General features: G+C 55.0%; 11 protein-coding genes. 6 read left to right on the top strand and 5 right to left on the bottom strand.

What is annotated here, in order from left to right:
* Positions 1 to 30: 30 nt before the first annotated feature.
* Genes GN111_RS06765 through GN111_RS06755 form a run of 3 tightly spaced genes read right to left on the bottom strand, consistent with a single transcriptional unit; the run spans position 31 to position 2,721 of the window.
* Positions 31 to 981 (bottom strand): hypothetical protein, encoded by a 951-nt coding sequence (locus GN111_RS06765; protein WP_155303028.1) that lies wholly within the window; start codon positions 979 to 981, stop codon positions 31 to 33.
* 60 nt (positions 982 to 1,041) lie between these two features.
* Positions 1,042 to 1,893, bottom strand: a complete 852-nt coding sequence (panB, locus tag GN111_RS06760; RefSeq protein ID WP_155303027.1) for a 3-methyl-2-oxobutanoate hydroxymethyltransferase — start codon at positions 1,891 to 1,893, stop codon at positions 1,042 to 1,044.
* 33 nt (positions 1,894 to 1,926) lie between these two features.
* Complete coding sequence (locus tag GN111_RS06755; protein WP_155303026.1) at positions 1,927 to 2,721, bottom strand: IclR family transcriptional regulator; 795 nt, start codon at positions 2,719 to 2,721, stop codon at positions 1,927 to 1,929.
* A 293-nt stretch (positions 2,722 to 3,014) separates the two neighbouring features.
* On the opposite strand from GN111_RS06755, the gene GN111_RS06750 reads away from it, so the two are divergent.
* Both GN111_RS06750 and GN111_RS06745 read left to right on the top strand, forming a co-directional pair.
* Positions 3,015 to 4,361 (top strand): NAD(P)/FAD-dependent oxidoreductase, encoded by a 1,347-nt coding sequence (locus tag GN111_RS06750; protein ID WP_155303025.1) that lies wholly within the window; start codon positions 3,015 to 3,017, stop codon positions 4,359 to 4,361.
* 112 nt (positions 4,362 to 4,473) lie between these two features.
* Positions 4,474 to 6,732 carry a hybrid sensor histidine kinase/response regulator gene (locus GN111_RS06745; RefSeq protein WP_170302174.1) on the top strand — a complete coding sequence of 753 codons (2,259 nt, stop codon included), beginning with the start codon at positions 4,474 to 4,476 and terminating at the stop codon, positions 6,730 to 6,732.
* 203 nt (positions 6,733 to 6,935) lie between these two features.
* Here the strand turns inward: GN111_RS06745 and GN111_RS06740 are convergent, their stop codons facing one another.
* The gene (locus GN111_RS06740) at positions 6,936 to 7,295 is read right to left on the bottom strand and encodes a Dabb family protein (protein WP_155303023.1); all 360 of its coding nucleotides are present in this window, start codon (positions 7,293 to 7,295) and stop codon (positions 6,936 to 6,938) included.
* A gap of 534 nt (positions 7,296 to 7,829) precedes the next feature.
* Between GN111_RS06740 and GN111_RS06735 the strand changes: the two genes are divergently transcribed.
* The 4 genes from GN111_RS06735 to GN111_RS06720 all read left to right on the top strand — a co-directional run bounded on the left by GN111_RS06735 (position 7,830) and on the right by GN111_RS06720 (position 11,901).
* A complete protein-coding gene (locus GN111_RS06735; protein WP_170302173.1) occupies positions 7,830 to 8,270 on the top strand; it encodes a FecR family protein in 441 nt (146 codons plus the stop codon).
* A gap of 83 nt (positions 8,271 to 8,353) precedes the next feature.
* Positions 8,354 to 8,974 carry an OmpA family protein gene (locus tag GN111_RS06730; protein WP_170302172.1) on the top strand — a complete coding sequence of 207 codons (621 nt, stop codon included), beginning with the start codon at positions 8,354 to 8,356 and terminating at the stop codon, positions 8,972 to 8,974.
* A gap of 8 nt (positions 8,975 to 8,982) precedes the next feature.
* A complete protein-coding gene (locus GN111_RS06725; protein WP_155303020.1) occupies positions 8,983 to 11,001 on the top strand; it encodes a CHASE2 domain-containing protein in 2,019 nt (672 codons plus the stop codon).
* An 81-nt stretch (positions 11,002 to 11,082) separates the two neighbouring features.
* Positions 11,083 to 11,901 (top strand): NTP transferase domain-containing protein, encoded by an 819-nt coding sequence (locus GN111_RS06720; RefSeq protein ID WP_155303019.1) that lies wholly within the window; start codon positions 11,083 to 11,085, stop codon positions 11,899 to 11,901.
* A 130-nt stretch (positions 11,902 to 12,031) separates the two neighbouring features.
* Here the strand turns inward: GN111_RS06720 and GN111_RS33840 are convergent, their stop codons facing one another.
* Positions 12,032 to 14,656 (bottom strand): mechanosensitive ion channel family protein, encoded by a 2,625-nt coding sequence (locus GN111_RS33840; protein WP_231715689.1) that lies wholly within the window; start codon positions 14,654 to 14,656, stop codon positions 12,032 to 12,034.
* Between the last annotated feature and the right edge of the window lie 45 nt (positions 14,657 to 14,701).

Below are 14,701 nucleotides of genomic sequence, written 5' to 3'. Positions count from 1 at the left end.
TATGCGGGGGCGCACCATTTTTTTACGCTATTAAGCCACCACCGGCAGAACCAGGTCCGCCGGTCCCTTGGGGGACGTTTTCAATTCAGGAGCGTGCTTTTGCATGATCTCCATGACAATGGAGGCGATTTTGACTTTCTGGCGAATGAGGTTCTTGTGCCAGTCTTCGGTGATCCACGGCTTGTAGATGTCCCCCTCCGAGGTGCCCGGCTCGAACTTGAAGTAGCACGGCGAGGCCACACGGGCGATTTCGGGAGCCTCATAGGCGCGGAACATGCCGCCGAAAGAGTCGACGATGATCATGTAAACGTCCAGCGGCAGGTCGGCTGCCTGGCGGATGGAGCCCAGAATCGGCAGGGAGACATCCGATATGGGGTTCATGGAGTTGGCGCCCATGGACTCGATCACCTTGGCGCCGGCGCCGCTGCAGTATCCGCCGAAGACGGAAAACTTGAAAATCGTTTCCGCCGGGATCAGGCCTTCTTCGCGCATGCCGTTCAAGATGGAGAGAACGCCCTCGTCGTAGACCAGAAAACCGCGGTGGCCGGCTTCGATGTTTCGCATGATATCGGCGATATGATAGGAGATGTTGTCCGATCCTCTCAGGCGGAATCCCTGCATGGCGCCTTCGGACGTGGAGATCTCCTTGGAGCCCGGGTCCCAGCCTTTGCGGTGGCCGACGGTCATGACCACTTCGATCTTCTCGTCTCTGGCCATCTGGGCCATGTCCTTGAGTTCCTGGAAATCGCAGTAGGTGGATCCGCCAACGGCGGCAATACAGCGGTGAATGGTCACATTGCGCTTGCGGGCTTCGTCGATCATGGCTTCCATGGTGGAGGCCCGCTCCACCCCGGCAATCTCGATGCGATAGTTGGCACCGTCGGGAAAGGATTTGGCCGAGGTGGGCAGGTCGTAGGCATCCCGACCGGGGATACCTTGTTTTTCCATATAGTCGCGAATCGTTTTTAGCACTTCAGACATGTTTTCCTCCATTAGATTGAAATTTTTTTTTCGTCCGTTTGTGGACAGATTTTTGTTTAATCAGGATTCGAGCAGGTTCTTGAGTTTTTCCAGTTCGCCGTCCACCATCTTATAGGCATGCTCCTCGGCCGGAAATTGTCCGCCGCGGGCATCCTCGACATATTGTTTGAACGCCGTAACCGTTTTGGCGCCCAGGTTTTCGTATTTTTTGACGAATTTGGGGGTGAAGGCCTGAAAGATGCCCAGGACGTCGCTGCAGATCATGAGCTGCCCGTCGGCTTCCCATCCGGCCCCAATGCTGTAGACCGGGATCTGTAAGGTATTGCGGATAATCCCGCATACCTCCGGCGGCACCGCTTCCACCAGCAGGGCGAAGGCGCCCGCCGCTTCGATGGCCTTGGCGTCGGCAATCAGGTCCCGGGCTGCTTCGGCCGTGCGGCCCTGGGCCTTGAAGCCACCCTGCTGGCCCGAACTCTGAGGCGTCAGTCCGATGTGGCCCATGACCAGCATGCCGCCGTCGGCAATGGCCTGAATCTGGGGGCATACGCGGACGCCGCCCTCCAGTTTAATGGCATCGACGCCGGCTTCCTTGTGAAAACGGCCAGCGTTGCGGACCGCCTCCGGTACGCTGACCTGGTAGGACAAAAAGGGCATGTCGCCGATGATAAAGGTGTTCGGAGCGCCGCGCCGAACCGCCTCGCTGTGCCAGATGCACTGGTCCATGGTGACCGGCACCGTGCCGCTGTAGCCGTAGATGCACATGCCCAGCGAATCGCCGACGAGAATCATGTCCATCCCTGCCTCTTCGGCAAAAGAAGCGGTCCAGTAGTCGTAGGCGGTAACCCAGACAGCCTTTTGGTTCTCCTGCTTCATTTTCTGCAAATCGAAGCGGGTCATTTTCTTTGTGCTCATGATACTTCTCCTTTTTTCGATTCCGGCCGATGGTCAACCGGGGTTGGGGTCTGATTTATGAGGCGCCCCGATCTGGCGGGAAATTTGCCGACAGAGCGGTACCAGTTTGGCTTGAATGGCGTCGATTTTCTTTTTGGTCATTCGCTGGGACGGACCGGAAATGCTCAGGGCATAGTTGGGACAGCCGGTATAGTCGAATATCGGTGCTGCCACGCACCGCAGGCCCAGGCTCAGTTCTTCGTTGTCCACGGCATACCCGCAGCGGCGGATGCGGGCGATTTCGGCCTTCAAGCGGTTCACCGAAATAATGGTTTTCGGAGACATGGCCGTAAGCGTTACCGATTCGAGATAGGCGTTAAGCTCGGTGTCGCTCAAAAAGGCCAGAACCGCTTTGCCCAATCCGGTGCAGTACGCCGGTGCGGCAGCACCCATGCCGACATCCAGCCTCAAGATTTCCTTGCTGTTCACTTTGTCCAGATGAACGATCGCGCTGCCGTCCCAGTGGCCCAGATTGACCGTTTCGCCAAAGGCCATGGCGATTTCCTGCATGAAGGGATAAACGGTATGCCGTATTTCGAATCCCTCCAGCTTTTTCATCCCCAGTTCGAGAACTTTGAAACTCAGGCGAAATCGGCCATCCTCGGTTTTTTCAACGTAGCCCAGGTCGCGCAGTGTGGTCAAAAAGCGATGGCTGGCCGCGCGACTGGTTTCCAGATGTGCAGCCATTTTCGAAGCAGACATCTCGCCGTTTTCGGCCAGCACTTCCAAGGTTCGCAAACCCTTGGCCAGGGAAGCGACGAAGTAATATTTTTCACCTTTCGACGACATCGAATCGTACCATGGATCGCAGGTTGGCGGTTTAAGCGGTCAGGCGGATTGTCTCACTATGCGTGACGAAAGCTCACTATGTGTGACATGCTACGGTTTCGAGCCGCCCTTGTCAACCCCTGAAAGCAAACAGGGTCCGAAAAAGTCGAATTCTTCTTCTGGAAAACCCACGATACAGCGTGTCGGCCTTGCCTTGTCGGAAGGGCCGGCGGCGGCTTCAGATATTAGGACTTGATTCTCAATGAAACGAGTGGGAAGGAAGGGTATCCCGGTAAATAAAAAGGAGGCAGCCCATGCAGAACGGACACTTCAAGGAGAAAAGTTTCTGGCTTTCCACGCGAGACTACATTCCAGGCCGGGCCTTGCAGGAGGATGTCAAAGTGGACGTGGCCATCGTCGGCGGTGGATTTACCGGTTTGTCGGCCGCCTATCACCTAAAAAAAGCGCAGCCCGGTCTGCACATCGCTATTTTGGAAAGCCAGGTGATCGGCTACGGCGCCAGCGGACGCAACGGTGGCTTCAACATGACGCTTTTTGGCCTTACGCTGGGGATCACGGCGATTCGCTTCGGGAAGAGAAAGGCCAAGCAGGCCCATCATTACATGGAAAAGGCCGTCGATCTGCTGCGCGATCTGGTCGGTGACCTGGGACTGGACTGCGACTACGAACACCCCGGATTTTTGCGCGTCGCCACATCTGAGAAATACCGTGCCCGCATCATGGAGGAAATCGAACTGGCCCACAAACTCGATCTTGAAGGCATCGAGTGGATCGGAAAGGAGGAGCTATGCCAACAAATCCGCAGCCCCATGTACTTAGGGGCCTGGCGGGAGCCGCGCTGCGGCATCCTGAACCCGGCAAAGCTGGCCTGGAGTTGGCGGGACGTTCTCATTGGGTTGGGGGTCGAGATCTATGAGTTTACGCCGGTAAACGAGATGTCACGACGTCGGGGCAACGTGATTTTGGATACACCTGACGGAACGGTTGTCGCCGACAAAGTGGTCATGGCCACCAATGCCTGGTCCCATTTTTTCCCGGAACTGAGCAGAAAACAGATCCCCGTCTGGACCCATATCGTTTTAACCGAACCGCTCAGCGCAGCGCAGTTCGAGGCCATCGGATGGGAAAACCGCCAGGGCATCGAGGATGCCCGCAACCTGGTGCACTACTACCGGCTTACCGCGGACAATCGACTGCTCATGGGGGGCAGGGATGTCTCACTTACCGAGGGTGCCGACATGGAAAGGGATCTGAATCCGGCGACCTTTGCCGGCCTAAAGGACGATGTACGCGCGCTTTTTCCGGCCCTGAAGAACATCCGTTTCACCCACGAGTGGGGCGGTCCGGTATCTGTGCCGCTGGACATGGCTCCGGCCCTGGGCTATTTGGGAGACAAGAACGTGGTGTACAGCTTAGGCTGTGTGGGCCACGGCGTCAGCCTGACCCACCTCAACGGAAAGACCCTTTGCGACATGATCCTGGAGAAACAAACGGAACGGACCGAGGTCTTTTTTGTTAACCGGCGAACCATCCCATGGCCGCCGGGTGCGTTGCGCAATATCGCTATCAAAGCAATACTGGGGTACATGCATTGGGAGGATCGGCGCTTCGATGCTCCGGCAGGACCGACCGCAAATTGACGACAGCGCAGTTGTTTGGGATAATCGACCGCAATCGGAAAAATTTGTAAGCAGATCGAGAAAACCGCCAATGGATGCAGTGGATCCACGTTCCAAAAATAAGCAAAGCTTTTTGGAAAGTGTCCTGGACACGATTCAAGACGGCGTATTTTTGTTGGACCACGATCTGAACATCCTGCAGGTCAATCGCTGGATGGAAGAGATGTATGCCGACTCCATGCCGCTGGTCGGCAAACCGTGCCACGTCGTGCTGAAAAACCGGCACGAGGATTGTCAGCAATGCCCTTGCCGCCGATCCATTCAAATGAAGCGGCCGCATATCGAGGTGTTGGCTATTCCCAACGGGGCGACCCCTAACCGATGGTTCGAAGTCTCGGTAACACGCTTCGAGGGGCCGGTTGACAGGCAAGTTCGTGCCATCGGACAGGTGAGGGACATTACCGAGCGCAAACAGGCGGAGCGGTTTCTCGAAGAGGAGATTTCCCGACGACGCATTCTGGTGGAACAGTCCAGTGACGGAATTGTCGTCCTGGAACAAAACGGCAAAGTCCTGGAAGCCAACCTGGAGTTTGCCCATATGCTCGGCTATTCCCTGGAAGAGGTTCACGAACTGCACGTATGGGATTGGGATGCGCAGTGGAACAGGCAGGAACTGCTGGAGATGCTGCGAACCATCGACGAAAGGGGCGATCATTTCGAAACGCGCCACCGTCGCAAAGACGGCAGCCTGTACGATGTCGAAATCAGCACCAATGGCGCCGTGTACCGGGGGCAGAAGCTGATATTCTGCGTGTGCCGGGATATCAGTGAACGGGTCGCCGAACGTAAAAAGATCGAAGCTGACCTGCGCCTCACCCGGTTTTCGTTCGACAAGGCGTCCATCGGGATCTTTCAGACCGGAGAGGATGCCCGCATTCTGGATGCCAACCCGCATGCCTGCCGACTGCTTGGTTACGATCGACAGGAATTGTGCCGGATGAGCCTGTACGACATTGAACCCGGCCTGTCCGAAGTAAACCGCAGCGATTTATGGCAGCAGCTGATTGAAAACGGTTCCGTCAATTTCGAAGCTCAGCTTCGCTGCAAGGACGGGACTTTTATTCCAGTAGATATTGCCGCCAAGTTGTTTGAGTTCGAGGGGGAACGCCATTCGATTTCTTTTGTGCAGGACCTTACCGAGAAAAAGAATCATGAGAAACAAGAAGCCGTCATGGAAGGCCACCTGCGTCAGGCCCAGCGCATGGAGGCTCTGGGAACCCTGGCCGGCGGTATCGCCCACGATTTCAACAATATCATTGCGGCCATCTATGGTTATGCGGAACTGGCCCAACTGCGATGCCCGGAAAAGTCCAAGCTGAGGCACTATGTCGAACAGATCACCACGGCAAGTGTCCGCGGCAAGAATCTGGTGCAGCAGATCCTGACCTTCAGCAGGCGTGGCAAAACCCAGAAACGGATCATCGATGTCAGCAGCGTTGTAGAGGAAGCCTTGACCCTGATACGGGCAACATTTCCGTCAACCATCGAGATCCGGCAGGATATAAGCGCCGGTCTGGGAGATGTGCTGGCAGACGAAACCCAGATCCACCAGGTTGTCATGAATCTGTGTGCCAATGCCTACCAGGCCATGGGCAAGGACGGCGGCCTGCTCGAAATGAGCCTTACGGCGGTAACCGTCGGCACCTACGATTCCTCCTGCTATCCGGTCATCAGCCCCGGCAGATACCTGAAACTCGTCGTCGCCGATACCGGACAGGGTATGGAGCGTGCCGACATGGATCGAATTTTCGATCCCTACTTCACCACCAAGAAAACCGGGGAAGGCACCGGCATGGGACTGTCCACCGTGCACGGCATCGTAAAGGATCATGGCGGGAGCATCAAGGTGTACAGCCAACCGGGGGTAGGAACGACCATCCAGGTGTTTTTACCCCTTTCGGAAAGTGCCGGCCAACCGTCCCGAGCCGATACCGCCTCCTTTTCGCCGGGCAGGGGAGTGATCCTGTTTGTCGACGACGAGGCGCAGTTGAGAGATATCGGAAGCGAACTGCTGGAAGGTCTGGGATACCTGGTTGAAACCCGGGTCGATCCCATGGGCACCATCGAGGCGTTTCGCCTGAATCCGCTCAAGTACGATCTTCTGATTACCGATTGGACCATGCCGCAGATGACCGGCGGAAAACTGGCCCGCAAAGTCAGAAAAATTCGGCCGGATATCCCCATCATTCTGTGTACGGGATTGCCGGCGGCCATCGACGACACCGATTTAAAGGAAGTTGGCGTCAGGCACGTGCTGCCGAAACCGGTTGCCTTGAATCGTCTGGCCGCTGCGGTCACAAAGACATTGGAGGATCGGCCGGTCAACCGGTGAGATATCGAAGGGCAAAGCTGTTCGACAAGAATTTTCCCCAGCGCCCGCCTGCCGCAAAAATAATTTCTCCCTGCTTACAGATGTATCCCGGCTCGCTTCGTTGTTCGGCACGCCAATAGCTAAGGCTATTGGCCGCTTCTCACGCCTTACGATCCGGGCGCCTCGGTAATCTCAGTACGTCACCGTATTTACGAACAGAAGCACTAAGGCCGTCGAAACAGGTCGTTGCGTTTCAGCGGATCGGGTTCGTTTTCGTCCTGCTGACGATAGGGGGCGTTGCGGTAGTCCACGACCGCGATATGCTCGCACATGCCGCCCAGTTTTTTCACCACCACTTGATGCGCAGGATGCTCCTGATAATGTTTGAGGGTGTCGCGATTGGCAAATACGGACACCAGGGCAAAATTGTAAGAGCGGTCGGAGCCGACCAAATCCCGCCCGAAATCGTAGCTCTGGATTTCATCGATTTTATCGGGCAGGCCATCTAGCAGGGCCTCCAGTTCGTCGATATCGTTGTCGCAGACCTCGGGTTTGAATTTCATCATCACGACGTGGGTAATCATACGGTTTCCTTTTTATCATTGACGGATTCGCAAAAAGCCCGATATTGGCGTTACGCTTCATCCTTCGTCACTGCGGAGTATCATAAATACGCTGCCTACGGCACCCGCGATAGCGGTATTCTCAGGATTCGCAAGCCTTGATCTCGGGCTTTTTACGAATCCGTCCGAACAGCAACTTTTTACGAGTTAATCATCATTGGCTGGTGCGGAAAAACGGATCATGAACGCATCTTGATCCATTCGTTCATAACACAGACCCGGCGCAAGCTGAACCAAATTTTCCGGTTCAACGACCGAACGGGTAAAAATGGAAACCGGAAGGCCCGGCCTTTTTTTCGCACCCGGAACCTCCATGCATGCAACGGTTCGATTTTTCAGAAGGAAAAGGGGTTTTGCATAAAAGCTGGCCGTTTTTATGGGAAATTGCACGAATCTTGCGTGAATCTGAATGGTCGCGGGAGCTGTTCGGCAGTGAAGCAATTCGAATCGGAAATGGGGCTGATAATGATGAATCTGAAATTAATCTGGATAGTTATGTTGTTTTTTTCGGCTGTGATCGTAACTTCCCCGCATTCGGCCCTGGCGGCCGACAATACGGTTGCAGCGATTACCTCGATCGACGGAACCGTCCACCTCAACCGTTCATCAGGAGAAAACCGCATCGCCATCGGATTCCGGCTGATGCCAGGCGATATCCTCGAGACCGGGTCTGACGGCTCGCTGGGGCTGGTCTTCGACGATGACACCCGCCTGTCCATGGGACCCGATAGCCGGTTGGAGATCGAGAATTTTATTTTCGAGCCCGGCAAGTCCGAATTTTCATTCATCGTCAGGTTGTTCAAGGGAACGGCGGTTTACGTATCCGGGCTCATCGCCAAAATGTCCACAAAAGCGACGAAATTAATTACCCCCACGGCTTCTATCGGTATCCGAGGCACACGTTTCGCTGTTCATGTCGAAGAAATCAAGAGCTGACAATCCATATGGACGCATTATACCACCGACAATGGCCCCGCCGTTCCGCCGTTGGTTTTGTGCACAGAAGAGCACAGGCATGGTTGATTTTTTGCACCTTTTTTGCCGCCATCTTCTTTGCCGGATGTTCACCCACCAAGAGTGTGGTGGTTTTGCTCCCCGATGCGGAAGGTCGGGTCGGCGATCTTCGGGTCTGTTCCTCTGAAGGCGAGATTGAGCTGGATAAAGCCTACCAATCCGTTATGTTCGATCCCCAGTCCAAGCCGGGACCATCGGCTTTTTCCATGCAAAAGCAGGAGTTCGTGAACCGATTCGGCGATGCCCTGGCGGCAGAACCGGAAATGCATTCGAGAATCGACTTTTTCACCCTCTATTACCAAACGGACTCGGTCGAACTCACCTCCGATTCCATCCGGAGCATGGACGCCGTCATTGTCTCTCTGAAACAGGCCGATATTCTCGGAATTTATGTGGTCGGCCACGCAGATCGATTGGGCAGCAAACGGTACAACCGGAAATTGTCCCGAAAACGGGCGGTGGCCATGAAAGACCTGCTGGTGGCAGGCGGAATTTCATCCGATCGCATCCTGGTTTCCTTTCTGGGTGAAACCGATCCCCAGATCGAGACCGACGACGAGGTCGAAGAGCCGTTGAACCGTCGGGTCAGGATCGTCGTCAAACGCCAGATCAAAACATCGGATTGAAACATCGCATGGCCACTCCGATGCCCTATAACGGTTTCTGGCGGATTGCCGGAATTTTCGGCAAAGGCGATTCCATTATCGCCACCGGGGTGTTTCTCTCCGTTTTCCTCCCGCTGGTGGGTGGGTGGTCGCCGTCTATCCTGCAGCATGCCAGCAACAAGATGTACGATGTCTTTTTGCTTCAAACCGCCTCAAGTTCGCCGCCCGATGACATTGTCATTATCGACATCGACGAGAAAAGTCTACATCGACATGGGCAGTGGCCCTGGCCGCGGTACAAGCTGGCTTCGGTCGTTGATCGGTTGAAAGAAGCCGGTGCCGCGGTGATCGTTTTCGACATGGTCTTTCCCGAAAGGGATCGGACCTCGCCGGTCCTGATCCAGGAAAATCTGCATCGCGATCTGGGTGTGGACATCCGCTGGGAAAATGGAAACTGGCCGGATAATGACCGGCGTTTCGCCGCTGCCATCCGGAATAGCCGTGTTGTTCTGGGCTACCAATTTCTTTTCGATGACGCAGATGGGACTGCCCCAACCGGCTGTCAACTGCATCCGTTGAAAATTACAAACGATGCCGTCGCGTCGGGATGGGACGATTTTGTCTGGAAGGCCGAACAGGTGGCCTGCAATCTTTCCATTTTCAGCCAGGCTACGGATCGCTCTGGATTTTTCAATGTGTCGCCGGATCAGGACGGCATTTTGCGCCATGTACCTTTGGTGATCCGGTATAACGGTCAATACTATCCAAGTCTGGCGCTTTCGGCGGTGATGAAGACCTTGAACATCGCCGACCTCGAAGTGAGAAGCAGTTGGCTCCAGAATTGGCTGCAGGTTGGCGACCAGTCGATTCCCATCGACCTGACCGGCGCCATGCTGATTAATTACAGGGATGGGTACAGGGAAAGGGAAAGGGCGTTTGCCCACATCTCGGCGGCCGACCTTCTGGCAAAAAAGGTCGACAAAGAAAAATTGAACGGGGCCATCGTTTTTGTCGGAACGTCTGCGGTCGGGCTCTGGGATTTTCAATCCACTCCCAGCGATCCGATTTTTCCCGCCATCGCCGTTCACGCGACCGTAGCCGACAATCTGCTGAAAGGAGATGTTCGTTTCCGACCCCACCCGGCCGCAGGAATAGAGGTCCTCGTTGCCATTGTTTGCGGTATTTTTTTTGTCATCGCCCATGTCAAGCTCAGGGCTTCGACCGGTCTGCTGCTTTTTATCGCATGTGCAGCAGGGCTGACGGCGACATCCTTTTTGATTTTTTCCAAAACAGGCGCCTTTTTTTCTCCAATTCTTCCGGTTTCCATACTGGCCGCCAACTTTACGGCAGTGAACCTGCTTCGATTCTGGAAAGAAGAGAACAAGGCGCGCCTGAGCATACGAAACCTCTCGCGTGCCCAGGAGGCGATTATCGAAAGCATGGCTTCGATGACGGAAACCCGTGATTCAGACACGGGAGGCCATATCCAGCGGACCCGGGAGTATGTTCGGCTGCTGTCCAACGAATTGAAAAATGATCCGCGGTACAGCGCCATATTGACCGACGACCTGCTGACTTCGCTCTATCGCTCCGCACCCTTGCATGACATCGGTAAAGTGGGCATCAGCGACAAGATTCTTTTAAAACAGGGCCGGCTCTCCGAAAAAGAGTTCGAGGAGATGAAGCGGCATACAATTATCGGGCGAAATATCATTTCGGCCACGAACCGGAAATTGGGCAACGAATCATTTTTGAAAATCGCTCATGAAATTGTCTACACGCATCATGAGAAGTGGGACGGTACGGGATATCCCCAAGGACTTAAAGGAGAACAGATCCCGCTCTCCGGTCGTCTGATGGCGCTTGCAGACGCCTATGATGCCTTGATCAGCAAAAGGGTTTATAAGCCGGCATTTGCCCACGAAAAGGCCGTGGCGGTGATTCGCAGCGAATCGGGAAAAAGCTTCGATCCGAAAATTGTAGACGTCTTTAGCCGGTTGGCCGATGATTTCAAAAAAATCTCACAGAAATATACAGATCGGGATTAACGTGTTATAGACGAAGTGATTTATGCAGACGCAAGAGACAAATTTGGCGCTATATCTCGAAATGCAAGAATGTGAGGCCATATGAACCAGACCGATTCGCAACTCCTTGTCGCTGCCATCATCATGGCGGCCGGCAGAGGCAGCCGCATGAAAGGCTATGATGGAAACAAAACCCTGCTTCCCTTAAAGCCGAAAAGATCCATGTTCGACGGCAGTCATCCCATTTTAATGCACCTGATGGAAAACTTGCCCCAAGGCCCAAAAGCCCTGATCGTCAACCATTGCCAAAAAGAGGTACGGGCCGCCACCGCCCGTACCGGGGTCGAATATTATGAGCAGCCGGTGCTCAATGGCACGGGCGGGGCGATCCTGGCCGCAGGTGATTTTGTTGCCGCCCAGTCCGCAGACAGGGTGATCATTACAATGGGGGACGTTCCCTTCGTGAAACAATCCACCTACACCCGGCTGGTGGACGGTCTTGACGACCATGAACTGACGATCCTCGGCTTTTCTCCCAAAAATAAAAAGCAATACGGCGTGCTGGAAATCGAAGAGGGGCAGGTCAAAAAAATCACCGAGTGGAAGTACTGGAAGGACTATCCTGAGAAGCGGCAGGAAAGGTTGACGGTCTGCAACTCTGGCATCTACGCGGCCCGCCGCAAGGTTTTGGCGCATTACCTCCCCATCTTGGCCTCTCGTCCCCAGATCGTGCAAAAGGAAGTTGACGGCAGAATGACCGATATCAAAGAGTACTTTTTTACCGACCTGATCGAGTTCATGGTAAAAGACGGCAGGCCGGTAGGGTATCATGTGGTCGAAGACGAGTTCGAAACCATGGGGGTGGACGACGTCGCAGCGCTGGAGAAAGCGCAGGCCATTTACTCCAATCTGTCCGGTTGATGAACGATTATTACTCCTTTGATAGAATTCCTTCCATCGGGGTCGCTATCGCTATCAGTATCGCAATCGGAGATTGTCCTGGATTCATGATTGCCATTGAATCCAAGCCTTACCCCCCTGCACCCAGAGACTATGGCTTCGCCGGGTGAAATGGAGTCTCGGCCTCCGGCCGGTCGTTCTTCTCATCGGTTCGAGTGGGGGTCGAGGAATGATCTTCGTGAACGCTGCGGATATGGATGTCCCGCTGGGGATAGGCGATCTCGATGCCCAGTTCACGAAAGCGACTGTCCAGTTCGAAGCGCACATCGGTGGAGGAGTTGTAGTAGTTGTCCACATGGACCCAGAAACGCAGTCGAAAAATCAGCGCGCTGTCGCCGTGATCCATGAAGAGAACATCCGGCCGCGGATATTTCAGGATCTGCGGTATGCCGTCGGCGATCTCCAGCAGGGTGCTGCGCACCAGATGAATGTCCGAACCGTACGCCACGCCCACATCCACGTGGCGCCGCATGCGAGGGTCCTTGAAGCTCCAGTTGGTCACCTGCTGGCTGATAAAATCCGAATTGGGAATGATAACGGTGGCATTGTCGAAGGTCTGGACGATGGTGGAACGGACATTGATCTTCCTGACCTCGGCCCACATACCGTTGATTTCGACGTAATCCCCTACCTGAATGGGCCGCTCGAAAAGCAAGATCAGTCCGCTGATGAAATTGTTGAAAATGTTCTGCAGTCCAAAGCCGATGCCGATGCTCAACGCACCGAAAACAACGGCCATGGAGGTCGTATTCACCCCCAGAACGCCTAATGCCAGCAGCACACCAAGGCCCCAGATAACGTAGCTCGTGATGGTGACGATCGATTCCTTGAGGCCGTGCTCGAAGTTCCTGGCATCGAGTACTTTTTCGTTCAACACTCTTTTTCCGATCCGTGCGGACGCGTGGGTCAGGCAGAAGATAATCAATGCCAGCAACACTCCCTTTACGCTGACAACCAGGCTGCCCACCGAGACGCTCAGATTGAAGATCTGCTTTATGCCTGCGCTCATGACGTCGGTATCGGACCATACCAGGATCCCTCCCGCCAGAAGCGCCAGAAACCACGCCAGGCGGGTCATTTGAACCATGAACCATCCGATCGGTGCAGAGACCCCGGACCCTGCCGGGGAAGGCTCGGTCCCGGCTCCAGCCTTTTGGAAAGCGGCCCATTCACCGATGCTCAGCCAACCGATATTGGCCCACATGGCCAGCAGCGCGGTTTTGGCCCAGCCCACCATGAAGTGGACCGCCAGGGCGTCGTAGCCGATTAGTTCCAGCAGCAGGGTTCCGCCCGCCACGAAATATGTCCAGCTCCGGATCGGAGCCAAGCGGCTGTTAGTCGGGGGCTTCTCTCCTTTACGGACGGCTTGGGCGATGACCATTTGCAGACGGTGCCAGAACGAAATCATCCAGATGAGCAAAGCGATTTCGAGACCCAGACGGACGGTCCAGGTCAGATCGCTCGACCTGCCAAACAGGCCCACGAGGAATAGAAGAAAGAGGACCAGTCCGCGCAGGAGCTGGAAAAAGCGCAGCATGCGACCCCGGACATAGATGGAGACCTGCGAGTCGAAATCGCCGATGCGGTCCTGGAAAAAGTCGATTCCCCAACGCACGAAAAGCAGGGTAAAGACCATCTGGTTCAAAAAACGGCCCAGGCTAAAATTCACGTGGGGAAGTTTCAGCAGGTCATACAACCCGAAAAGTACGGCGGCGCAAACAATCACGAAGGATCGTCGCAGCAGGCGAAGGGCCAGTCGGCGCATCCGCCATCCGGGTCCCTCCAGTTTCTGCTCGACGGACTGCAGGTACCGGCGCACCTTTTTCCTGAAGAGAACCGCCGAGAGAAAAAGAACCAGAAAAGCGGTTTGGGTGCCCCCGCCGCTGCGCCTCAGGTTGGACCACTGACGTCGCCAGAAATCGGCTTTGAGAAGATGGCCGGACTGATCCCGCAGGACGGCCAGTTCCGTGCGCAGATGCTGGACGCGCAGGCGTGCGAACGGCTGGAGGGTGCGTTCATACAGATCGGATTTGAATTGCGTCTGGAGCCGCTCTTCAAGCTGGTTGCGGATCTCGATCAGATCGGCCATTCGGCCCTTCATCTGGTCGAAGAGCAGGGTGTGCGCCTTGAGAAAGACTTCCCCCTGCTTTTCTTTTTCACGAAGAAGTCCCAGCAGATTGTTGAGCTTTCCCCTCAGCTCCGTCTTTTCGGCGGATGCCGGCGCTTTTTGCAGCAGTTCGGCCAACTGTTTTTCGGCAATTGAAATTCGGTCCGCAAGCTGGGTCGTCCTCTCGGAAGCGATGGCTCCAATTTTTTCGAATTCCGCCATGCGTTCGGAAAGGTTTTTGATGGCCAGACGGTTGCTGTTGAGGGCGTTTTCCAGATCCTCGATCCGGGCCTGCAAAACGAGCAGAAGGTTGCTGTGCGCAATATTCTGAATGCGGTATGCTTCAAGCTCGTCTTTGATCGTCGCCTTGAGCCGATCCCAACGGTTGAGTGTCTGTTCCAGGCCGTTGGGGTCCGATCGTTCGGCTGCCAGCGCACTTTCGAGCAAAGCTCTGACCGCTTCCTGAGATGCGGAATTATCTGTGGGCGTCGTTTCCGTTGGTTCGGCGGCCGAAACCATCGGGCAGAAAAGCATGCCCATCAGCGCGACAAGGCTCAGGAAAACAGCAGTGCAGCGAAATGTCCGGATCATGCGTCGAGAGAAAACCATGACACCACCATCGACTTCAGGGGTTGGAAAGACTTGTATCGTTTT

It is taken from the genome of Desulfosarcina widdelii, assembly GCF_009688965.1.
Taxonomy (GTDB): Bacteria; Desulfobacterota; Desulfobacteria; order Desulfobacterales; family Desulfosarcinaceae; genus Desulfosarcina; species Desulfosarcina widdelii.
This window is presented reverse-complemented; position numbering and strand designations above follow the sequence as displayed.